Consider the following 21,229-nt stretch of genomic DNA (forward strand, 5'->3'; position numbering starts at 1 on the left):
TAGGGGAGCCCCGCACGCTCCCGCGGCGGTTTTACCGTAGTTATCTGCGGGACAGACGCAGCACGTTCGCGATGACCTTCGCGCCCGCGCCGCCCTCCTGCGTGAGGATCGACTCGGGGTGGAACTGCACGGCGAAGCGCCGCCGCTCGACGTCCTCGATCGCCATGACGTTGCCGTCGGGAGTGAGCGCGGTCGCGGCGAAGCCGACGACGCCGGGCTGCTTGGCGTGCAGCGAGTGGTAGCGGGCCGCGGTGAACTCGTCGGGCAGCCCCTCCAGCAGCGCGCTGTCGGCGATCCGCGAGACCTGGCCGCGCTTGCCGTGCTCGGGGTAACCGAGCAGCTCCAGCGTGCCGCCGGCCTGCTCGACCATGGCCTGCAGGCCCAGGCAGACGCCGAAGACCGGCAGGTCGCGGGCGTAGATCTGGTCGATCAGCGCCGACATGCCGAAGTCGGACGGCCAGCCGGGCCCCGGCGAGAGCACCACCAGGTCGGGCGCGATCTCGTCGATCATGTGGGCCGGGAAGCCGTGACGCAGCGTCACCACGTCGGCGCCTTCCTGGCGGAAGTAGTCGGCCAGCGTGTTGACGAAGGAGTCCTCGTGGTCGACGAGCAGCACCTTCATGCCCTGGCCCGGCTGCGGCCTGGGCTCGGGGACCGGGACGGTGCCCGGCCGGTTCACCGCGGCCAGGGCGCCGAGCAGGGCGCTGGCCTTGAGCTCGGTCTCGCGCTCCTCCGCTTCGGGGTCGGAGTCGAACAGCAGGGTCGCCCCGGCCCTGACCGTCGCCACGCCGTTCTTGATCTGGGCGGTACGCAGGGTCAGGCCGGTGTTCATGGAGCCGTCGAAGCCGATGAAGCCGATGGCGCCGCCGTACCACCTGCGGGTCGTGGCCTCGTGGTCCTCGATGAACTGCATGGCCCACGTCTTGGGCGCGCCGGTGACCGTCACGGCCCACATGTGGGTGAGGAACGCGTCGAGCGCGTCGAACTCCGGCCGCAGCCGCCCCTCGATGTGGTCGACCGTGTGGATCAGGCGGGAGTAGAGCTCGATCTGGCGGCGCCCGATGACCTTGACCGTGCCGGGCACGCAGATGCGCGACTTGTCGTTGCGGTCGACGTCGGTGCACATGGTCAGCTCCGACTCCTCCTTGACGCTGGACAGGAGGGTGCGGATGGCCTCGGCGTCCTCGACCGGGTTGCTGCCGCGGGCGATGGTGCCGGAGATGGGGCAGGTCTCGACGCGGTCGCCGCTGACCCGGACGTACATCTCGGGCGAGGCGCCGACCAGGTGCTCGCCCTCGCCGAGGCTGATGATGAACTCGTACGGCGCCGGGTTGCTCTGCCGCAGGCCGCGGTAGAAGGCCGACGGGTCGGCGCAGACGGAGTGGAAGACCTGCCCGGGCACGACCTCGAACAGGTCGCCGCGCTTGAACTTCTCCTTCGCGGCCGCCACGACCTTGGCGTACGTGCCCCTCTCCGGGTTCTCGGGCAGCTCGCCGGGGGTGACGGGCTCGGCGGTGGCGCCGGTGCGCTCCAGGCCGCGGGTGGTGGCGCCGTCGACGGTGAACTCGTAGCGGAATTCGACGCTGGACTCGCGCTGCCGGTCGATCACGATGATGCGGTCGGGCAGGTGGAGGACGAGGTCTCGCTGGTCGTCGGGGCGGACGAGCTCCTGCCTGATGGGCTCGAACTGGAAGGCCAGGTCGTAGCCGAACGCGCCGTAGAGGCCGAGGTGCGGGTCGTCGCCCTTGAAGGCGGCGATGACCTCGCGGATCGCGGTGAACACCGTGGGCCGGCGGCTGCGCATCTCCTCCGGCAGCAGGTCCTCCGATTCGGGGACGTACACCTCGACGCGGTCCGGCGTCGGCTCGGCGACCGGCTTCCCGGCGGCCAGCAGGCAGGAGGCGACGGCGGGCAGCACGACCCTGCCGCGCTCGTTCAGCGCGGTCGCCGAGATGACGCGGCCCTTGGCCACCAGCTCCAGGCACGGGTCGACGTAGCCGAAGGCCCATCGGCTGTAACGGCCCGGGTAGTCCATGCCCGAGGAGAACGCGCCGCCGCGCCTGTGCCCGAGCGAGGTCACGATCTCTTCGAGTGCGGCCTCGTCCACCTCGCGCGCCTCGCGCTCGACACCGATGCCCCCGGCGGTGGTATATCCGCTCGTCTCCACTTCCTGCCCCTTTACCACGTCAAATGATCGAGCCCCGGGGGCGGACACGCGAAAGGCCGCCATCCGGGGCGGCCGTCCGTTGAGAAATGCGAAACACGCGCCGCCTAGGAGCGGCGCCACCACTGGAGCTGAGCGTGACTTCGCATGCGAACAGGTTAACCGGCGGACCATGATCGCGCAACGCCGACCCGCCCCCTGCCGGCATACGGCGCGCCGGCCCCCTCGCGCCCGGTGGGCGGCCGAGGGTGGGGTGGGTGCGCGAGTTTGAATACAGAGCTGTACTGTATTCATGGATCGAGAGGAGAACCACGATGTCCGAGACCGAGGCGATCACCCTCCCCACCCTGCGGCCGAACCCGTTCGACCCTCCCGACGGCCTCGCCGAGCTGCGCGCGACCACCCCCATCACCCGCCTCGCCTACCCCGACGGCCACCTGGGCTGGCTGGTCACCAGCCACGCGCTCGTGCGCGAGGTGCTGGCCGACCGGCGCTTCAGCACCCGCACCGAGCTGCGGCACGTCCCCATCGAGAGCACCACCACGGGCCGGCCGAGCCCGCCCGGGATGTTCATCGGGATGGACCCGCCCGATCACACCCGTTACCGACAGTTGCTCACCGGCGAGTTCACGGTGCGCAGGATGCGCATGCTCACCGAGCGCATCGAGCAGGTCACCGAGCGGCAGCTCGACCTCATGGAGCGGCAGGGCCCGCCGGCCGACCTGGTGGAGGCGTTCGCGGCGCCGGTGCCGGCGGTGGTGATCTGCGAGCTGCTCGGCGTGCCCGACGAGGAGCGGGCGGGTTTCATGGCCGAGGCCACCGAGCTGGTACGCCCGGACACCCCGCAGGAGCGGAAGGTCGCCACGTTCCTGACGATGCAGGCGCGCATCCGCGACCTGGTCGTGGCCAAGCGGGCCGAGCCCACCGACGACATGCTCAGCGGCCTGACCAGGAGCGACCTCACCGACGAGGAGCTGGCCAACATCGGGTTCCTGCTCCTGGGCTCCGGCCTCGACACCACCGCCAACATGCTCGCCCTGGGCACGTTCGCGCTGCTGCGCCATCCCGGCCAGCTGGCCGTCCTGCGCGACGAGCCCGGCCGGGTGGACCAGACGGTGGAGGAGCTGCTGCGCTACCTCACGATCGTCCCCTTCCTCGTCCGTACGGCGCTGGAGGACGTCGAGCTGGGCGACGAGCTGGTCAGGGCCGGTGAGACGGTCACCGTCTCGATGCCGTCCGCCAACCGCGACCCGGGCCGCTTCCCCGACCCGGACGTCCTCGACCTGCGCCGGGACACCGGCGGGCACGTGGGCTTCGGCCACGGCGTGCACCAGTGCCTGGGCCAGCAGCTGGCCAGGGTGGAGATGCGGGCCGGCTATCCGGCGCTGTTCAGGCGGTTCCCGTCGCTGCGGCTGGCGGTCGAGCCGGAGCAGGTGCCGCTCCGTACCGACATGCTCATCTACGGGGTCCACAGCCTCCCGGTGACCTGGGACGTCCAGGGATGAGCGGCCGGGTCTGCCTCGTCACGGGCGCGTCGTCCGGCATCGGCCGCGCCACCGCGCTGGAGCTGCTGCGCGCCGGCCACACCGTGTACGGCCTGGCGCGCCGCGTGGAGCGGATGGACGCGCTGCGCGACGCCGGCGGCCACGCGATCGGCGCGGACGTGACCAGCGACGCCGACCTGGAGCGGGCCGTGCGGACGGTCCTCGACGAGCAGGGGCGCATCGACGTGCTGGTGAACAACGCGGGCACCTCCGTGTACGGCGCCACCGAGGAGGTCCCGATGGAGCGGGCGCGGCAGGTGTTCGAGGTCAACCTGTTCGGCCTGGCCCGGCTGACCCAGCTCGTCCTGCCGCACATGCGCGAGCGCCGCTCCGGCACGATCGTCAACATCTCCTCGATCGGCGGCGAGATCGCCCTGCCGCTGGGCGCCTGGTACCACGCCTCCAAGCACGCGCTGGAAGGGTATTCCGACTCGCTCCGGGAGGAGGTGGGGCGGTTCGGGGTGCGGGTCGTGGTGGTGCAGCCCGGGATCATCAAGACGGAGTTCGGCGACGACACGCCGCGCGAGCTGCGGGAGATCTCGGGGCACGGGGCATACGCGGACGACGCGGAGTGGATGGCGCGGCGGACCGAGGCGGGGTTCGGGCCGGGCAGCAAGGCGTCGGACCCGAGCGTGGTGGGCCGGGCCGTCGTGCGGATCGTGGCCGCGCGCGACCCGAAACCCCGCTACGCCGTCGGCTACCTGGCCGGGCTGCTGCTGTGGGTCAATAGACTCCTGCCGGACCGCCTCTACGACAAGATGGTGACCCGCCGCGCATGATGACCACCGACGACCTCGGCACGACCGGCACGCGAGCCGCGCGACCGGCCGGGCGGCCGCGCAACCAGGAGGCCGACACGGCCATCCTGGCGGCCGCGCTCGACCTGCTCATCGAGTACGGCGCCCAGCAGACCAGCATCGAGCAGGTCGCCAAGCGGGCCGGTGTGACGAGGGCGACGGTCTACCGCAGGTACACCGACAAGACGGCGCTGCTGGTGCGCACCCTGAAGTGGGCTTTGCACGACAACGACCCGGCGCTCACCGGCTGGCGCGACCTGGACCACATGTTCGAAGAATGGGCGCTGCATCTCGCCGATCCGCGTAACCGGGTCCTGCTCCGGCGGGTCTTCGGCACGGTCGACGACTATCCCGAGCTGGTGCGGACGTACCGGGAGAGCAACGGCGGGCGGCGGGCGGCGGTGGTGCGCGAGGCGCTGACCGCGGCCCGCGAGCGCGGGGAGCTCCCGCCCGACCTCGACGTGGACGTGGTGCAGGAGCTGCTGACCAGCGCGGTGACGGGCCATCTGGTCGGCCGTCCCGACGACGAGGGCGCCGAGGAGATCAAGGCGTACTTCCTTACGATCATGCGGCAGGTCGGTTACCGGCGACATATCAGCTGACCAGATTACATTTCAGGCAGTCACGTTACATTTCGCGACACGTCTTGCTTTCCCGACACGATCTCTTCACGCTTCTCGACAGAAGCGTAAAGATCACCTCTTGTCTCGAGGGACTCGAAGGAGAGTCGCGTGCCCAACACCCCCCGCTGGCGTGCGGTCCTGGCCGGGATCGCCGTCATCGCAGGCTTATGCGTGCCGCAGGCCCCGGCGCTGGCCGCGCCGGAGCCCGCGAAGATCGACGCCGCCGTCCAGGCGCAGCTCGACAAGGACGACAAGGCCACCTTCTGGGTCCGGCTGAAAGGGGCGGCCGACCTGAGCGGCGCCCGCCGGGCCGTCACCAAGGACACGAAGGCCGAGCTGGTCTTCGAGGCCAAGACCGAGCGGGCCGCCGCCTCCCAGGCGGGCCTGCGCAAGCTGCTCGACTCCCGCCGCACCGACTACACCCCGTACTGGATCGTCAACGCCGTACGGGTGACCGCCGACGCGAAGCTCGCGGGCGAGATCGCCAAGCTGGCCGAGGTCGAGAGCATCCAGCCGGTCCGCACCGTCAAGCTGCCCGACCCCACGCCCGGTAAGGCCGAGGCCAAGGTGAACGCGGTCGAGTGGAACATCGACCGGGTCAACGCCCCGCGCGTCTGGAGCGAGCTGGGCAACCGCGGCGAGGGCATCGTGATCGCCCACATCGACTCCGGCGCCCAGTTCGACCACCCCGAGCTGGTGCAGAGCTACCGGGGCAGGAACCAGGACGGCACGTTCACGCACGACTACAACTGGTTCGACCCGGCGCACGTCTGCCCGACCGCCGCGCCGTGCGACAACAACGGCCACGGCACGCACACCATGGGCACGATGGTCGGCGCGAACGGCATCGGCGTCGCGCCCGGCGCCAAGTGGATCGCCGCCAAGGGCTGCGAGGTCAACACCTGCACCGACGCCTCCCTGCTGGCGGCCGGGCAGTGGGTCCTGGCGCCGACCGACCTGAACGGCCAGAACCCGCGCCCCGACCTGGCCCCCGACATCGTCAACAACTCCTGGGGCGGCGACGGGTACGACCCCTGGTACAAGGAGACGGTCGAGGCGTGGGTCGCGGCCGGGATCTTCCCGGCGTTCGCCAACGGCAACGAGGGCCCCGCCTGCCGCACCAGCGGCTCGCCCGGCCAGTACGTGGAGAGCTACAGCGCGGGCGGCTTCGACATCAACAACGCGCTGTACAACCGCTCCAGCAAGGGCGAGGGCGAGAACGGCGAGATCAAGCCGAACATCGCGGCCCCGGCCGTCAACGTGCGCTCCTCGACCCCGGGCAACTCCTACGAAAGCTTCACCGGCACCTCGATGGCCTCGCCGCACGTGGCGGCCACGGTCGCGCTGATCTGGTCCGGCTCGCCCGGCCTGCAGGGCAAGGTGGCGGCCACCCGGCCGCTGCTCGACGGCACCGCCGTCGACGTCAGCGACACCAGCTGCGGCGGCACCGCGGCCGACAACAACGTCTGGGGCGAGGGCCGGCTCGACACGTACGCCGCCGTGCAGGCCGCGCCGCACGAGGACCTCGGCGACCTGCGCGGCACCGTCACCTCGGCCGGCTCGCCCGTGGCGGGCGTGACGATCACGGTCTCGGGGCCGCTGAGCCGTACGGTGACGACCGGCCAGGACGGCACGTACGCCGTGCCGCGCCTGCTGCCGGGCGACTACCAGGTCAGCGCGGAGAAGTTCGGCTACGAGAAGGCGGGCGCGACGGCCACGATCGCGGCCGGGCAGTCCGCGACCGCGGACGTGTCCATGACCAGGCTGCAGTCCGGCGTGGTGTCCGGCACGGTCAGCACCGCGGGCACGCCGGAGGCGGGCGCGACGGTGGAGGCCACCGGCACGCCGGTGAGCGCCGTGACCGACGCCTCGGGCCGCTACAGCCTGACGCTGCCGCGGGGCGACTACGAGCTGCGGATCACGCCGGTGTCCCGCTGCTCCAGCGGCACGACGGCGTCCGTCTCGGTGGCCGGTGACGTGACCAAGGACATCGAGCTGCCGCTGCGCGGCGACAACTTCGGCTACACCTGCAAGAGCGGCGCGCAGGCGTACGTGGCGGGCACCGAGAAGCTGGCGCTGAGCGGCGACGACGAGGCCGTGCAGGTGACGCTGCCGTTCCCGATCCCGTACTACGGCACGGGGTACGGCAAGGCGTGGATCGGCACGAACGGGTACGTCTCGTTCGCCACCGACCGGGTCACCACCGGCAGCAACGGCCGGCTGCCGACCACGACCACGCCCAACAACGCCGTCTACCCGTACTGGGACGACCTCATCATGGACGCCCAGGCCGGGGTCTACACCGGGGTGACGGGCACGGCGCCGCACCGGACGTTCGTCGTGGAGTGGCGCAACGCCGGCTTCTACAACGCCGCCGGCCTGCGGGTGTCGTTCTCGGCGCTGCTGGGTGAGGACGGCTCGATCGCCTTCCGGTACAAGGACATCGACAGCGAGCGCGAGCAGGGCTCCAGCGCCACCATCGGCATCGAGAACGCGGGCGGCACCGACGCCATGCTCTACTCCTACGAGGAGCCGGTGGTGTCCACCGGGCAGGGCCTGACGTTCACGGCCAGCCGGCACGGCCTGGTCACCGGCGCGGTCACCGACGCCAACGACGGCAAGCCGCTGGCCGGGGCGACGGTGAAGGTGGGCGACGTGGCCACGTTCACGACCGCCGAGGACGGCTCGTTCTACGGGCAGGTGCTGGCCGGCGACTACGAGGTCGTGGTGTCCAAGGAGCACTACGGCACCTTCACCAAGGCCGTCACGGTCGCGCCCACCACGGTGACGCGGATCGACACGGCGCTGGTCACCGGCCAGGTGAGCGCGTCGGCGGGCGAGCTGACCGTGGTGATGCCGGCCGGGTCCACCCGCACCAGGACGCTGGAGCTGACGAACCTGGGCGCGCCGACTCCGTACACGGTGGCCTCGGAGCCGTGGTTCGCCACGACGCCGGCCTCGGGCGAGCTGGCCAAGGGGCAGAAGGTGACCCTGAAGGCCACGCTCTCCAGCGCGGGCGTCGCGCCCGGCACGGTCAAGACCGGCACGCTCCTCGTCCGGTCGGCCAGCGGCCGGCAGCCGACCATCGAGATCAAGGTGTCGGTCGTGGTGCCGAAGCTGCAGGTCGCCATCGACACGGGCGCCACGAAGAACGTGGTCGACGGCGCCGGTGACACCTGGACGCCGGACAAGAAGTACGCGGCGGGGAGCTACGGCTACGTGGCCACCTCGACCAGCACGTCGAGCACGTCCAAGACCATCGCGGGCACCGCCGACCAGGCGCTGTTCAGGACCGCGAGGGAGAAGATGCTGGAGTACCGCTTCGACAACGTGCCCGCCGGCACGTACACGGTCGAGCTGGACTTCGCCGATCTGAAGAGCACGCAGCCGGGCAAGCGGGTCTTCGACGTCCTCGTCGAGGGGCAGCTGGCGATCCCGGCGCTCGACCTGGCCCTGGAGGCCGGCACGTACACGGCGGTGAGCAGGCAGTACACGGTGAAGGTCACCGACGGCCAGCTCAACGTGCGCTTCGCCACCCGGCAGGGCGCCACGATCGTGAACGCCGTCCGCATCTCGGAGCGCCCCGACCGGGCGACCCCGTAGCGGCCCACGGGTGCCCCCGGGCTGTCACGGCCCGGGGGCATCTGTTACTGGTTAGTACATGAGACGCGTGCGGCTCCAGCGGGATCTTCCCGTTCCGATGCCCGACGGCGTGACACTCCTGGCCGACCACTACGCCCCGGCCGGAGGCGAACGGGCACCCGTCATCCTGATGCGCTCCCCGTACGGCCGGCGCGGCCTGTTCGGCTGGTACTACGGCCGCGGCTTCGCGCGGCACGGCTTCCACGTCGTCATCCAGAGCTGCCGTGGCGGCTTCGGCTCCGGCGGGCTGCTCGATCCGCTCGGCGACGAGCACGACGACGGCCTGGCCACCATCGCCTGGCTGCGCAAGCAGGCCTGGTACGGCGGCTCGTTCGCGATGTTCGGCCCCTCCTACCTCGGCTACACGCAGTGGGCCGTCGCGCCCTACGCCGGGCCCGAGCTGAAGGCCATGGCCACGCAGATCACCGCCTCCCAGTTCAGGGACGCGGCGTACGTGGGCGGCGCGTTCGCGCTGGAGTCGACGCTGAGCTGGACCACGCTCACCGACAGCATGTCGCGCCGGTTCGGCGGCGCCGCCCTGCTGACCGCGCCCCGGCTGACCCGCAGGGCGGTCCTGTCCGGCCGCCCCGTGGCCGAGCTGGACCTGGCCTCGGCCGGGCGGCCGCTCCGGTTCTACCAGGACCTGCTCATGCACCACGCCCACCCGGACGTCCCCTACTGGGACAAACGTGACTTCTCACCGCAGGTGGGCGAGGTGGAGGCGGCCGTCACCATGCTGGGCGGCTGGTACGACGTCTTCCTGCCGTGGCAGCTCAAGGACTACACGGCGATGCGGGCCGCGGGGCGGCGGCCGTACCTGACGATCGGGCCCTGGTACCACATCGACACCCGGCACGGGCGGCCCGCCATGGCCGAGTCGCTGGCCTGGTTCCGCGCGCACCTGCTGGGCGACCGCTCCGGGCTGCGGCCCGACCCCGTGCGCCTGTACGTGACGGGGGCCGAGGAGTGGCGTGACCTCCCCGACTGGCCGCCGCCGGGGATGCGGGAGCAGCGCTGGCACCTGCAGCACGGCTTCGGGCTGGGGACGGACGGGCCCCTGGACGCCCCGCCCGACCGGTTCCGGTACCACCCCTCCCATCCGACGCCGGTGATCGGCGGGCCGGTCCTGCTCGGCGACTCCCGGCCGCGTGATCAGCGGCGGCTGGAACAGCGGCGCGACGTGCTGGTGTACAGTTCGGCGGCACTGGAGTCGGACGTGGAGATGATCGGGCCGGTGCGGGGCGAGCTGTTCGTGCGGTCGAGCACGCCGTACGTGGACGTGGTGGTGCGGGTGTGCGACGTGCACCCGGACGGGCGCTCGTTCAACGTGTGCGAGGGCGTGCGCCGCCTTTCGGCGTCGGACTCCCTCGACGGGGTACGGCGGGTCTCCGTGGACCTGTGGCCGATCGCGCACCGGTTCGGGCGCGACCACCGGATCAGGGTGCACGTGGCGGCCGGGGCGTACCCGACGATCGCCCGCAACCCCGGCAACGGCGACCCGCTCGGCGGGGGCGACGGCGCGATGGTGCCCGCCGACATCGAGGTGTTCCACTCCCCCGACCGTCCCTCCGCCGTGGTGCTGCCGCTGTGCGCGCCTCGCGGTTGATGTCGCTGGTCCTGCTGCTGCAGGGCCGGGGCGGGATGACGGCGGCCGAGCTGGCCAAGGAGCTGGAGGTCTCCGAGCGGACCGTGCACCGGGACGTGCTCGCGCTGTCGGAGGCGGGCGTGCCCGTCTACGCCGACCGGGGACGGGGCGGCGGCTACCGGCTGCTGGACGGGTACCGGACGCGGCTGACCGGGCTGGACCGGGCCGAGGCGGAGGCGCTGTTCCTGTCGGGGGTGCCGGCGGCGCTGCGGGAGATGGGGCTGGAGGAGGTGGCGGCCACGGCCCGGCTGAAGGCCGCCGCCGCGCTCTCCCCCGCGCTGCGGGACGCGCCGGCCGTCGCGGCGCAGCGCTTCCACCTGGACGCGCCCGGCTGGTTCGTCGGCGACGACCCCCCGCCGGAGGCGCTCGCGCCGCTGGCCAGGGCCGTGTGGAACGACCGCCGCGTCTCCGCCGTCTACAAGGGGAAGGTGCGCACGCTGGAGCCGTACGGGCTGGTGCTCAAGGCGGGCGCCTGGTACCTGGCCGCGCGGCTAGGGACCCGGTTCCTGATCTTCCGGGTGCACCGGTTCGGCGCGGTGTCCGTGCTCGCCGAGCCGTTCGGCCGGGAGCCCTCCTTCGACCTGGCCGCCTTCTGGGCGGAGCAGTCGGCGGAGTTCAGCCGGTCGCTGCTGCGGGACGTGGTCACGCTGCGGCTCAGCGAGCACGGGGTGCGGATGCTGCGGCACATCGCCGACCCGGCCGCGCTCGACGACGCGCTCGCCTCGCTCCAGCCGGACGGGACGGTGCGGCTGGCGGTGGAGTCGGTGCCGGTGGCGTACTCGCAGGTGCTGCGGTTCGGGCCGGAGGCGGAGGTGCTGGACCCGCCCGAGCTGCGGGAACTGGTCGCCGACGCCGCCGCCCGCACGTCCGCCCTCTACCGGCCCTGACCGGCCTTCAGCGGTACTCGGCCGGGTCGGTGTCCTTGCCCGGCTCCCGTGCCTCCGTGATGAAGCTCCACACCCGCGGGCGGCTGCCGTCCACGTCCGTGAAGCCGTACGCGCCGGCCAGGTCCTCGCTGGAGACCGACCTGCCCGACCAGCGCTGCCGATCGGGGTCGGTGGCGAGGGCGGCGACGCCTCTGCCGACGTACGCGGGGGTCTCGGAGACCATCCAGGTGACGTCCACCTTCGCCTCGCGCCAGTTGTCCTCGGTGACGCCGAAGTTGTCGAGCATCGCCTCCGAGCGCAGGAACCCCGGCGTCACCGCCACCGCGGTCCCCCCGTACGGGCGCAGCTCGCGCGACCAGGCGAAGGCCAGCCGGTTCACCGAGACCTTGGCCAGGTCGTAGTAGACGTTCTCGCGGTAGCGGGTCTCGTTGAAGGCCCAGGTGCCGTCGGTGACCTCGACGACCAGGCCGCCCTCGTTCCTGATCAGCAGCGGGAGCAGGTGGCGGCTGCTGATGATGTGCGTGTCGACCGCCAGCCTGAGCAGCCGGAAGCCCTTGTCCATGTCGTGCTTCCAGACCGGGGTGTCCCAGGCCCAGAGGTGGTCGCTGCCCCACACGTCGTTCACCAGCACGTCGAGCCTGCCCTGCTCGCGCTCCACCCGCTCGGCCAGCGCCTCGACCTGGCCCGGGTCCAGGTGGTCGACCTGGACCGCGATGCCCGTCCCGCCGGCCGCGGTCACCAGTTCGGCCGTCTCCTCGATGGTCTCCGGCCGGTTCATCTCCGAACGCCGCTCCCGCGTGCTCCTGCCCGTGCAGTAGACCGTGGCGCCGGCCGCGCCCAGCGCCACCGCGATGCCCCGTCCCGTTCCGCGGGTCGCCCCCGCCACCAAAGCAATCATGTGGCCGATCGTTCCCCGAATACCCGACATCTCGTGTCATGTTTTTTCATATAACCCTGTGATAAGTACGGAGTTACTATGAACAGCGAATTCGAGCTCCGCGGGGTCAACCATGTCGCGCTTGTCTGCTCGGACATGAAGCAGACCGTCGACTTCTACTCGGGCGTGCTGGGCATGCCGCTGATCAAGACGATCGAGCTGCCCATGGGCTGGGGCCAGCACTTCTTCTTCGACTGCGGGGGCGGGAACGCGCTGGCGTTCTTCTGGTTCCCGGACGCGCCGGAGGGCGTGCCGGGGGTGTCGGCGCCGAAGAACCTGCCGGATCGGGGGGAACTATTGTCGGCGGTCGGGTCGATGAACCACATCGCCTTCGACGTGCCGCCGGAGCGGATCGAGGAGTACCGGGAACGGCTCGTGGCCAAAGGGGTGGACGTGGGGGTGCTGCTCAACCACGACGACAGCGAGTTCGGGGTGGCGCCGGAGATGCACGACGGGGTGTTCGTCAGGTCGATCTACTTCAAGGATCCCGATGGGGTGCTGGTGGAGTTCGCGGCCTGGACGCGCCGGGTGGGGCAGCCGGGGGACGTCCACCACGACCCCAAAACCGCCGCCGACCGCACCGTCTGACCCACCAACGCGGCACCCGGCTTGACGGCACGACCCGCCACCCCACCGGGCCGGGCACCGTCGACGGCGCCGACCTCCACCGCACCCGACCCGCCGACGCGGCGCCCCGAAGCGCCGTCGCGTGTTACCGACCCATCACGGCGCCTACGACGGTCCCAGGACGTCGCGCCATGCCCGCACGCCGCCCTGCAACGGCCCGTCCTGTCCCGTTATCCGGGGTCTCGCCGGTGCGGTGGCTTGGTGGGGTGCGGGACCGTTCGTCGCGGGGAAGGGACCATTCGGCGATCAGGGGGAGGCGTGCGGCGGGTGAGTGTTTATGGTTTCTGTGGCGACGCGTGTGGCCCCCTGTCAAGGGCCAAAGATTTAGGCCAAACCGTAATATTGCCGACATTTGGATTAATACCGCCGCAAAGCTACTCTCCCTCCATTGACTACCCGTCAGGAACCGGTCACAGCCGGCTCCAGATCCACTCATCGGAGGGTTGATGACTACCGGGGAACCCGGGCAGCCACGCACCGACCGCAGCCCCTGGAACTGGCTGCTGATCCTGCCCATCGTGCTGCCGCTGCTGACGTTCCTGTTCAACGCCGACGAGCCCCGCCTGCTGGGCTTCCCGCTCTTCTACTGGCTGCAGCTGGCCTTCATCGTGGTCGGCGTCGTGTCCACGACCATCGTCTACAGGATGACCAAGTGAGCGCGCACACGACCGAGCTGGTCGTCTTCGTGCTGCTGTTCCTCCTGGTCACCGTCATGGGGTTCGTGGCCGCGCGGTGGCGGCGGCCGAACGACCTGGCCAGCCTCAACGAGTGGGGGCTCGGCGGGCGCAGCTTCGGGTCCTGGATCACGTGGTTCCTGGTGGGCGGCGACCTCTACACCGCCTACACGTTCGTGGCGGTGCCGGCGCTGGTGTTCGGCTCCGGCGCGATCGGGTTCTACGCGCTGCCGTACACGGTCGTGGTGTACCCGCTGGTGTTCCTGGTGCTGGCGCGGATGTGGTCGGTGTCGCACGTGCACGGGTTCGTCACCCCTGCCGACTTCGTCCGGGCCCGCTTCGGGTCTCCGACGCTGGCGCTGGTGATCGCGATCACCGGGCTGGTGGCGACGATGCCGTACATCGCGCTCCAGCTCATCGGCATCGAGGCGGTGCTGAAGGCGATGGGCATCACCGGGCACCTGCCGATCGTCATCGCGTTCGCGATCCTGGCCGCGTACACCTACCAGTCTGGCCTGCGAGCGCCCGCGCTGATCGCGTTCGTGAAGGACGCGCTGATCTACATCGTGATCCTGGCGGCCGTCATCTACATCCCGGCCAAGCTGGGCGGCTGGGACTCGATCTTCGACGCGGCCAAGGCCAAGTTCGACGCCACCCCGGTGCCGGGCGACGGCATCCTGCTGAACGCCAACAACCAGCTCCAGTACGTGACGCTGGCCTTCGGCTCGGCGCTGGCGCTGTTCCTCTACCCGCACAGCCTCACCGGCGTGCTGGCCTCGAAGAACCGCAACGTCATCAAGCGCAACATGTCGGCGCTGCCCGCCTACAGCTTCGTGCTCGGCCTGATCGCGCTGCTCGGCTTCATGGCCATCTCGGCCGGCATCAAGCCGGTGGTGAACGAGGCGGGCACGGCCGACACCAACACGATCGTGCCCCTGCTGTTCGACAAGATGTTCCCCGACTGGTTCACGGGCGTCGCGTACGCGGCCATCGGCATCGGCGCGCTCGTCCCGGCGGCGATCATGTCGATCGCGGCGGCGAACCTGTTCACCCGCAACATCTACCGCGAGTACTTCAACAAGACCGCCAGCGACGCCCAGGAGGCCAACGTCTCCAAGGTCGTGTCGCTGGTGGTCAAGGTGGGCGCGGTGCTGTGCATCCTGCTGCTCGACCCGCAGTTCTCGATCGACCTGCAGCTCATCGGCGGCGTGATCATCCTGCAGACGCTGCCGTCGGTGGCGCTGGGCCTGTACACGCGCTGGTTCCACAAGGGCGGCCTGATCGCCGGCTGGGCGGCCGGCCTGGCGACGGGCATGTGGATGCTGTACCTCACCCCGAACCCGGCCAAGCACCAGGAGCACTTCGGCGGCTCGGCGTTCGCGCTGTCGAACCTTGGCTTCGACACCAAGATGACGATCTACACCGGGTTCCTGGCGCTGGCCGTGAACCTGGTGGTGGCGGCGCTCGGCACGCTCCTGTTCCGGGCGACCAAGGTGGCGGACGGCGAGGACGCGACGGCCCGCGACGACTACTTCGCCGACGAGGGCGATCCGAAGGTCAAGGACCTGGACCTGACCGGTTCGCACTGATCCCCCGGGTGACGGCCCGTCCCGCTACGAGCGGGGCGGGCCGTCAGTCTTGCGGGTAGGCGGGGTTGGCGACCGCCAGCTTCGCCCGTACGGCCTGCTCCAGGGCGGTGACGAGCGCGTGGTCGTCCTCGATCCGGCCCTCGCGGATGGCGGCGGCCAGCTCGGCGTCGTCGGCCATGCCGAGCGCGGCCAGCCGCGCCGCGTGCTCGCGGGCCTGCTCCGGGCCGAGCGTGATCTCCCGTTCCACCATGCCGAGCACGTTGATCGCCACCCGCGCGTGGAAGCGCACCCGCCCGTCCACGGCCGGGAGCACGTCGCTCTGGAGGAAGTCGCGGACGGCGGCCACGAGCTGGGCCGCCGTGGGCACGTCGTGCGGAGCAGATGTCATCTGATTTCTCCTCAAGGCACTATTTATTCGCGTCCGATCGATGAACGGCTAGCCTGCGGCCATGCGCACAGAGTCTCCCACCGCCTCCCCCCTGGGCCCGCTCCCGGCGCTCGGGCCCCGGCTCATCCGGGCCGAGCTGTTCGTCGTGTTCTCGGTCTCCCTCGGCGCCAGCGGCCTGCTGGCGCTGCTGCGGCTGATCGGCTCGCTCACGGCGCCCGAGCAGCTGAAGGGCCAGCAGGCCGTGCTGGTCCGGTCGATGGCGCCCGGGCGGCCGTGGCTCGACCTGGCGCTGCAGCTCGCCGACATCGCCGTCAGCGTGGCGCCGGTCGCGCTGGTGGCGTACCTGATGGTGCGCTCCGGGGAGTCGCTGCGCACGATCGGCGTGGACTTCCGGGAGAAGGGCCGCGACACGGTGCGCGGGGCGGTGCTGGCGGCCGCGATCGGCGGAACCGGGCTGGCGTTCTACCTCGTCGTGTGGGCCACGGGCGTGAACCTGACCGTCGTCGCCGGCCAACTCCCCCAGGTGTGGTGGCAGGTCCCGGTGCTGCTGCTCGCGGCCGCGCAGAACGGGGTGCTGGAGGAGGTGCTCGTCGCCGGATACCTGCTGCACCGGCTCGGGCAGGCCGGGTGGACTCCGTGGAAGGCGGTCGCGGTGTCGGCGCTGCTGCGGGGGTCGTACCACTTGTATCAGGGGTTCGGCGGATTCGTCGGGAACGTCGTGATGGGCGTGGTGTTCGGGCGGCTCTACCAGCGCTGGGGGCGCGCGATGCCGCTGGTGGTGGCGCACACGCTGATCGACGCCGTCGCCTTCGTCGGGTACGCCTTCCTGCACGGCCGCGTGAGCTGGCTGCCCTGAAACCGTCCCGAAACCGTTGACCTGACAACTGGTTTCGGGTGAGATCCGGAACATGAGCTTCGCCGTTCCCGACGGTGTCCGGCCGATCCGCGACGCCGTCCACGCGTTCATGACCGAGCGGGTGGAGCCGGCCGAGCCGGTGCTGCACGCGGGCGGGCCCGAGGCCGCGGCGGCCCTGGACGAGCTGCGGTCCGAGGCCAGGAAGGAGGGCCTGTGGGCGCTCGGCCACCCGCGTGAGCTGGGCGGCGGCGGCCTGCCGTTCCTCGACTACGTCTACGTCAACGAGGTGCAGGGCCGCAGCGAGTACGGGCAGCTCGCGCTGGGCACGTTCACGCTGCAGGACTCGCTGATGCTGCACGAGCACGCCTCCCCCGAGCAGCGCGAGCGCTACCTCGAACCGCTCGTGCGGGGCGACATCTGGCCCAGCTTCGCCATGACCGAGCCGTCGATCTCCAGCAGCGACCCCACCCAGATCAGGACCGCCGCGGTGCTCGACGGGGACGAATGGGTGATCAACGGGCACAAGTGGTTCACGACCGGGGCCTCGCGGGCCGCGTACACGACCGTCATGTGCCGGACCGAGCAGGACGCGCCGCCCCATCTGGCCTTCTCCATGATCCTCGTGCCGACGGACACGCCCGGCTACCGCATCGTCCGCGAGACGCCCGTGCTGGGGCTCGACGGGGCGCACTGCGAGGTCCGGTACGAGGACGTCCGCGTCCCCGCCGCCAACCTGCTCGGCCCGCGCGGCCACGGGTTCGTCATCGCGCAGCGGCGGCTCGGCCCCGGCCGGATCTTCCACTGCATGCGCTGGCTCGGACAGGCGCAGCGCGCGTTCGACCTGATGTGCCGCAGGTTGCAGGAGCGGACCGCGTTCGGCGAGCCGCTGGCCGGGAAGCAGCTCATGCGCCAGCACGTGTTCGACTCCTACGCCGAGATCCAGGCCGCCCGGCTGCTCACGCTCCACGCCGCCGAGGCCATCGACGCGGGCTCGCAGGCCCGGGTGGAGATCGCCGCGATCAAGGTGGTCGGGGCGCGCACGCTGCACAACGTGATCGACCGGGCCATCCAGGTGTACGGCGCCGCCGGGCTCACCCCCGACACGCCCCTGGATCGGATGTACCGGCACGCGCGGGCCGGGCGGATCTACGACGGGCCCGACGAGGTGCACATCGACGCGGTGGGGAGGCGCATCCTGGGCGAGTACGCGGCGGGCGGCAACTGGGAGTTCGGCCTGCGATGACCCGGCTCCACGAGATCGTCGGCGAGGTGTTCGGGGCAGGCGCGTCGGTGCCCTTCAGCGCCCGGCTGCCGGGCGGGGCATCCCGGGAGACCTGGGCCCTCGACGTCGTCACGGGCTCCGAGCGGCACGAGCTGATCCTGCGGCTCGACTCCCCCGGGGCCGCGCTGGAGGCCGGCGCCCCGCTCGCGTCGGAGGCCACGCTCATGCGGGCCGCGTCCGGCGCCGGGGTGCCGGTGCCCGCGATCGTCGCCGCCGGGGAGTCGTACATCCTCATGACCCGCGTGGCCGGCGAGACCATCCCGCGCAGGATCCTGCGCGACGACGCCTACGCGGCGGCGCGGCCCCTGCTGGCCGGGCAGTGCGGGCGGGCCCTGGCCGCGATCCACCGCATGCCGCCCTCCTGCCTGGAGCAGGAGGCGCCGGAGGATCCGCTGCGGCGCTGGCGGGACGTGCTGGACCTGCTGGGCGAGCCGCACCCGGTGTTCGAGCTGGCGCTGCGCCGGCTGGCCGCCGACCGGCCCATCGACCGGCCCACCGGCACGCGGCGCACGGTCGTGCACGGCGACTTCCGCAACGGCAACCTCATCGTCGGGCCTGACGGCATCAGGGCGGTGCTCGACTGGGAGCTCGCCCACCTCGGCGACCCCCTCGAAGACCTCGGCTGGCTCTGCGTGAAGGCGTGGCGGTTCGGCTCGCCGCTGCCGGTGGGCGGCTTCGGCGCCTACGACGAGCTGATCGACGCGTACGAGGCCGCCGGCGGGGACCCGGTGGACCGGGACGCGCTGCGCTGGTGGGAGACGTTCGGCGTGCTCAAGTGGGGGATCATCTGCGTCATGCAGACCATGCGGCACCTGCGCGGCGGCGCCCGGTCGGTGGAGCTGGCCGCGATCGGCCGGCGCGTGTGCGAGAACGAGTGGGACCTGCTGCGCATGCTCCGGGGAAAACCCGTTGCCCCGGCGTGACCCCGGACCGCACGCTTGACCGGTGACCATCCTGGAAGCGTCCCATCTGGTCAAGCGGTTCGGCGGGGTCACCGCCGTGCGCGACCTCAGCCTCACCGTGGGCGAGGGCGAGGTCGTCGGCCTGCTGGGCCCCAACGGCGCGGGCAAGTCGACCACCCTCCACATGCTGCTCGGCCTGATCACCCCCGACGCGGGCACGATCCGGCTGTTCGGCCTCGAGCTGGCCCGGCACCGCACCGAGACGCTCAGCCAGGTCAACTTCGCCGCCAGCTACGTGGACCTGCCCGGCGTGCTGCACGTGCACGAGGTGCTCGACGCGTTCGCCCGGCTCTACGCGCTGCGCCACCCGCGCCGCCGGGTGGAGGAGATGATCGAGCTGTTCGAGCTGGGCCCGCTGCGCAGGCGGAAGGTGATGGACCTGTCGTCGGGCCAGCGCACCCGCGTGCACCTCGCCAAGGCGCTGCTCAACGCGCCCAGGCTGCTGGTGCTCGACGAGCCCACGGCCAACCTCGACCCCGACGCCGGCGACCGGGTCCGCAGCCTGCTGTCCCGCCTGGCCAGGGAGGAGGGCAGCGCCATGCTGATCACCTCGCACAACATGCGCGAGGTCGAGCGCATGTGCGACCGGATCCACTTCATGTCGGACGGCGTCGTCGTGGCCGCCGGCAGCGCCAAGGAGTTGGCCGGCCACTACGGGGCCGAGGACCTGGAAGAGGTGTTCCTGAAGGTGGCACGCGGATGACCACGCCGATGACCACGGTGACTCTGCCCCCGTTGAGCCTGGCCGCCCGGCGCACGCGCGTCATGGGCGTGGTCCGGCGCGACTTCGCGGCGCTGCGGCGCAGCCCGGTCAGGATGTTCGAGATCCTGTTCTGGCCGACGATCGAGCTGGTGCTGTGGGGCTTCGTGACGCTGTTCCTGCAGGCGCAGCGGGTGCCGTTCGTGGTGGCGTTCCTGCTCGGAGCGGTGCTGCTCTGGCAGGTGCTGCAGAAGGCCAGCAACGAGATCTCGATCGCGTTCCTGGAGGACATCTGGTCGCGCAACCTGCTCAACGTGCAGGTCAGCCCGCTGTCGAGCGTCGAATACCTGGCCGGGCTCGTCCTGTTCTCGCTGGGCAAGGTGGCGTTCGCGGTGGCCGTGATGGCCGGGCTGGCCCTCGGCCTGTACGGGTTCGGGCTGTCGAGCATGGGCGTGGGGCTGGTGCCGTTCATGGGGATCCTGCTCGTCCTCGGCTGGTCGCTGGGCCTGGTCGGCATCGCGGCGGTGCTCCGCTTCGGCGAGAACGCGCAGGTGATCGCCTGGTCGCTGGTGTTCGTGGTGCAGCCGCTGGCCGGGATCTTCTACCCGATCTCGGTGCTGCCCGAGCCGCTGCGGACGATCTCGTGGCTGCTGCCCGCCTCGCACGTGTTCGAGGGCATGCGCACGGTCATGGGCGGCGGCGCGGTGCCGTGGGACCGGCTGGCCTGGGCGGGCGGGCTCAACGTGGTCTACCTGGCCGGCACGGTGGGGCTGTTCGCCTGGGCGCTCAGGTATGCCCGGCGGCATGGGAAGCTCTCCCGTTTCGGGGACTGACGGCGGCGGGCTGCCGGACGAGGGCCGCGGCGATCACGTCCACCAGGCCCTCGACCACCTGTACGCGGTCCACCTCGGGGTGCTCCAGCCACCAGTCGCCGGTCGTCTGCACCATGCCGACGAACGCGTGCCCCAGCACCTGCGCCCGCACTGGGTCGGCCACCGCGCGCTCGCCGGCCAGCAGGCCGCCGAGCTCCTCGCCCAGCCCCCGCACGAGCGCGGTCATGTGGGAGCGGAACCTCGAGTCCTCGGCGCTGGCCCGGTGGAACAGGAACCGGTAGAGGTTGCGGTTGGCCGAGATCAGGTCGAGGTAGACGCCGATGGTCGCCCGCGCCCGGCCCCGCAGGTCGGCGCCAGGGGCGACGAGCTCGGGGCGCAGCTGGGCGATGACCGTGCGCACGTGGCGGTCGGCCAGCGCCTGGTAGAGGCCGCTCTTGTCGCCGAAGTGGCGGTAGAGGATGGGCTTGGTGATGCCGGCCTCGGCGGCGATGGCCGCCATCGAGACCTCGGGGCCCTGGGTCAGGATGACCCGGTCGGCTGCGTCGAGCAGCGCTCTGCGCCGGTCGGGGTCCCGTCCACTCACCCGCCCAGGATAGGCCGCCCCGGAATCCGCCCTTCATCTGCCCAGGACGGACCGCAACCGGCCGGGCAGCAGCGCCGAGAGCACCAGGAGCGCGCCGATGATCGTGTAGAGGCCGGTCATCCCGGCCATCGTGCCGGGCGGCTCGGTCAGCTCGGCCCAGGGGACGCCGTTCGGCTGCGACCACGGCAGGCCGCCCTCCCGCGCCCAGGGCAGGCTGCCCGCCACGCCGAGCGCGGCGTTCAGGTCGAGGGCGAACACGGCCCCCGCCGCCGCCAGCGGGATGCCGCAGCCGAGGGCCGCCGCGGGCCAGGCGGTCAGGAGGGTGACGATGACGGCCACCGCGACCAGGTAGCCGAGCGCCGCGGGCGACGGCCCGAACGTGGCGCTGCTCGTACGCAGGGCTCTGGCGGCCGCCTCGGTCAGGTAGTAGACGGGCACGAGGGCGGCCACGCCTGCGGCGGCTCCCACCAGATGTCGATTCTCACGGGTCACACCG

Annotated in this window: 19 protein-coding genes; 14 read left to right on the plus strand and 5 right to left on the minus strand. The window is 71.5% G+C overall.

The window, feature by feature from the left end; genetic code table 11:
• Nucleotides 1–40: 40 nt before the first annotated feature.
• Entirely contained in the window at nt 41–2,167 is a 2,127-nt protein-coding gene (locus tag ABZX61_RS27950) for an anthranilate synthase component I (RefSeq protein WP_350734686.1), read from the minus strand.
• A gap of 311 nt (nt 2,168–2,478) precedes the next feature.
• Between ABZX61_RS27950 and ABZX61_RS27955 the strand changes: the two genes are divergently transcribed.
• From ABZX61_RS27955 to ABZX61_RS27980, 6 genes are all read left to right on the plus strand, one after another.
• The gene (locus ABZX61_RS27955) at nt 2,479–3,669 is read left to right on the plus strand and encodes a cytochrome P450 (RefSeq protein ID WP_355198980.1); all 1,191 of its coding nucleotides are present in this window, start codon (nt 2,479–2,481) and stop codon (nt 3,667–3,669) included.
• Nucleotides 3,666–4,487 (plus strand): oxidoreductase, encoded by an 822-nt coding sequence (locus tag ABZX61_RS27960; RefSeq protein ID WP_355198982.1) that lies wholly within the window; start codon nt 3,666–3,668, stop codon nt 4,485–4,487. Before ABZX61_RS27955 ends, ABZX61_RS27960 begins: the two co-directional genes overlap by 4 nt.
• Nucleotides 4,484–5,107, plus strand: coding sequence for a TetR/AcrR family transcriptional regulator (locus ABZX61_RS27965; RefSeq protein WP_350734690.1), 624 nt, complete (start codon nt 4,484–4,486; stop codon nt 5,105–5,107). The genes ABZX61_RS27960 and ABZX61_RS27965 overlap by 4 nt, the downstream gene beginning before the upstream one ends.
• 129 nt (nt 5,108–5,236) lie before the next feature.
• The gene (locus ABZX61_RS27970; RefSeq protein ID WP_355198984.1) at nt 5,237–8,731 is read left to right on the plus strand and encodes a S8 family serine peptidase; all 3,495 of its coding nucleotides are present in this window, start codon (nt 5,237–5,239) and stop codon (nt 8,729–8,731) included.
• A 58-nt stretch (nt 8,732–8,789) separates the two neighbouring features.
• On the plus strand, nt 8,790–10,376 hold the full coding sequence (locus tag ABZX61_RS27975; RefSeq protein WP_355198986.1) for a CocE/NonD family hydrolase: 1,587 nt from the start codon (nt 8,790–8,792) through the stop codon (nt 10,374–10,376).
• Complete coding sequence (locus ABZX61_RS27980) at nt 10,358–11,302, plus strand: WYL domain-containing protein (protein ID WP_355198988.1); 945 nt, start codon at nt 10,358–10,360, stop codon at nt 11,300–11,302. The genes ABZX61_RS27975 and ABZX61_RS27980 overlap by 19 nt, the downstream gene beginning before the upstream one ends.
• 7 nt (nt 11,303–11,309) lie before the next feature.
• On the opposite strand, the gene ABZX61_RS27985 is transcribed toward ABZX61_RS27980, so the two are convergent.
• On the minus strand, nt 11,310–12,200 hold the full coding sequence (locus ABZX61_RS27985; protein ID WP_355198990.1) for an SDR family oxidoreductase: 891 nt from the start codon (nt 12,198–12,200) through the stop codon (nt 11,310–11,312).
• Nucleotides 12,201–12,278: 78 nt separating this feature from the next.
• On the opposite strand from ABZX61_RS27985, the gene ABZX61_RS27990 reads away from it, so the two are divergent.
• The 3 genes from ABZX61_RS27990 to mctP all read left to right on the plus strand — a co-directional run bounded on the left by ABZX61_RS27990 (nt 12,279) and on the right by mctP (nt 15,129).
• The gene (locus ABZX61_RS27990) at nt 12,279–12,827 is read left to right on the plus strand and encodes a VOC family protein (RefSeq protein ID WP_355198992.1); all 549 of its coding nucleotides are present in this window, start codon (nt 12,279–12,281) and stop codon (nt 12,825–12,827) included.
• A 485-nt stretch (nt 12,828–13,312) separates the two neighbouring features.
• Nucleotides 13,313–13,522 (plus strand): DUF3311 domain-containing protein, encoded by a 210-nt coding sequence (locus tag ABZX61_RS27995; protein ID WP_350734699.1) that lies wholly within the window; start codon nt 13,313–13,315, stop codon nt 13,520–13,522.
• Nucleotides 13,519–15,129 (plus strand): monocarboxylate uptake permease MctP, encoded by a 1,611-nt coding sequence (gene mctP / locus ABZX61_RS28000; protein ID WP_355198995.1) that lies wholly within the window; start codon nt 13,519–13,521, stop codon nt 15,127–15,129. The genes ABZX61_RS27995 and mctP overlap by 4 nt, the downstream gene beginning before the upstream one ends.
• Nucleotides 15,130–15,172: 43 nt before the next feature.
• On the opposite strand, the gene ABZX61_RS28005 is transcribed toward mctP, so the two are convergent.
• On the minus strand, nt 15,173–15,517 hold the full coding sequence (locus ABZX61_RS28005; RefSeq protein WP_350734703.1) for a DUF6285 domain-containing protein: 345 nt from the start codon (nt 15,515–15,517) through the stop codon (nt 15,173–15,175).
• A 61-nt stretch (nt 15,518–15,578) separates the two neighbouring features.
• Here ABZX61_RS28005 and ABZX61_RS28010 point away from each other — a divergent pair, with 61 nt between their 5' ends.
• From ABZX61_RS28010 to ABZX61_RS28030, 5 genes are read left to right on the plus strand one after another with little or no spacing between them, the layout of a single operon-like run.
• Nucleotides 15,579–16,373 carry a CPBP family intramembrane glutamic endopeptidase gene (locus ABZX61_RS28010; protein ID WP_355198997.1) on the plus strand — a complete coding sequence of 265 codons (795 nt, stop codon included), beginning with the start codon at nt 15,579–15,581 and terminating at the stop codon, nt 16,371–16,373.
• Between the two features lie 52 nt (nt 16,374–16,425).
• Nucleotides 16,426–17,616: an acyl-CoA dehydrogenase family protein gene (locus ABZX61_RS28015; RefSeq protein ID WP_355198999.1), complete on the plus strand. Its 1,191-nt coding sequence runs from the start codon at nt 16,426–16,428 to the stop codon at nt 17,614–17,616.
• Complete coding sequence (locus ABZX61_RS28020) at nt 17,613–18,578, plus strand: phosphotransferase family protein (RefSeq protein WP_355199001.1); 966 nt, start codon at nt 17,613–17,615, stop codon at nt 18,576–18,578. The genes ABZX61_RS28015 and ABZX61_RS28020 overlap by 4 nt, the downstream gene beginning before the upstream one ends.
• Before the next feature lie 22 nt (nt 18,579–18,600).
• The gene (locus tag ABZX61_RS28025) at nt 18,601–19,320 is read left to right on the plus strand and encodes an ABC transporter ATP-binding protein (RefSeq protein WP_355199003.1); all 720 of its coding nucleotides are present in this window, start codon (nt 18,601–18,603) and stop codon (nt 19,318–19,320) included.
• Nucleotides 19,317–20,150 carry an ABC transporter permease gene (locus tag ABZX61_RS28030; RefSeq protein WP_355199005.1) on the plus strand — a complete coding sequence of 278 codons (834 nt, stop codon included), beginning with the start codon at nt 19,317–19,319 and terminating at the stop codon, nt 20,148–20,150. The genes ABZX61_RS28025 and ABZX61_RS28030 overlap by 4 nt, the downstream gene beginning before the upstream one ends.
• On the opposite strand, the gene ABZX61_RS28035 is transcribed toward ABZX61_RS28030, so the two are convergent.
• Complete coding sequence (locus ABZX61_RS28035; protein WP_355199007.1) at nt 20,104–20,733, minus strand: TetR/AcrR family transcriptional regulator; 630 nt, start codon at nt 20,731–20,733, stop codon at nt 20,104–20,106. The two genes, ABZX61_RS28030 and ABZX61_RS28035, sit on opposite strands and share 47 nt — an antisense overlap.
• A 33-nt stretch (nt 20,734–20,766) precedes the next feature.
• Nucleotides 20,767–21,225, minus strand: coding sequence for a hypothetical protein (locus ABZX61_RS28040; RefSeq protein ID WP_355199009.1), 459 nt, complete (start codon nt 21,223–21,225; stop codon nt 20,767–20,769).
• Between the last annotated feature and the right edge of the window lie 4 nt (nt 21,226–21,229).

Origin of the sequence: Nonomuraea sp. NPDC003709, assembly GCF_040610775.1 — a bacterium.
Taxonomy (GTDB): Bacteria; Actinomycetota; Actinomycetes; order Streptosporangiales; family Streptosporangiaceae; genus Nonomuraea; species Nonomuraea angiospora_A.

Bases quoted from the DNA above. Each gene is read 5' to 3' on its own strand.
- ABZX61_RS27985 (WP_355198990.1), bottom strand. From the start codon at position 12,200: ATGATTGCTTTGGTGGCGGGGGCGACCCGCGGAACGGGACGGGGCATC.
- ABZX61_RS28010 (WP_355198997.1), top strand. From the start codon at position 15,579: ATGCGCACAGAGTCTCCCACCGCCTCCCCCCTGGGCCCGCTCCCGGCG.
- ABZX61_RS27990 (WP_355198992.1), top strand. From the start codon at position 12,279: ATGAACAGCGAATTCGAGCTCCGCGGGGTCAACCATGTCGCGCTTGTC.
- ABZX61_RS27975 (WP_355198986.1), top strand. From the start codon at position 8,790: ATGAGACGCGTGCGGCTCCAGCGGGATCTTCCCGTTCCGATGCCCGAC.
- ABZX61_RS28030 (WP_355199005.1), top strand. From the start codon at position 19,317: ATGACCACGCCGATGACCACGGTGACTCTGCCCCCGTTGAGCCTGGCC.
- ABZX61_RS28020 (WP_355199001.1), top strand. From the start codon at position 17,613: ATGACCCGGCTCCACGAGATCGTCGGCGAGGTGTTCGGGGCAGGCGCG.
- ABZX61_RS28015 (WP_355198999.1), top strand. From the start codon at position 16,426: ATGAGCTTCGCCGTTCCCGACGGTGTCCGGCCGATCCGCGACGCCGTC.
- ABZX61_RS27960 (WP_355198982.1), top strand. From the start codon at position 3,666: ATGAGCGGCCGGGTCTGCCTCGTCACGGGCGCGTCGTCCGGCATCGGC.
- ABZX61_RS27965 (WP_350734690.1), top strand. From the start codon at position 4,484: ATGATGACCACCGACGACCTCGGCACGACCGGCACGCGAGCCGCGCGA.
- ABZX61_RS27955 (WP_355198980.1), top strand. From the start codon at position 2,479: ATGTCCGAGACCGAGGCGATCACCCTCCCCACCCTGCGGCCGAACCCG.
- ABZX61_RS27995 (WP_350734699.1), top strand. From the start codon at position 13,313: ATGACTACCGGGGAACCCGGGCAGCCACGCACCGACCGCAGCCCCTGG.
- ABZX61_RS28005 (WP_350734703.1), bottom strand. From the start codon at position 15,517: ATGACATCTGCTCCGCACGACGTGCCCACGGCGGCCCAGCTCGTGGCC.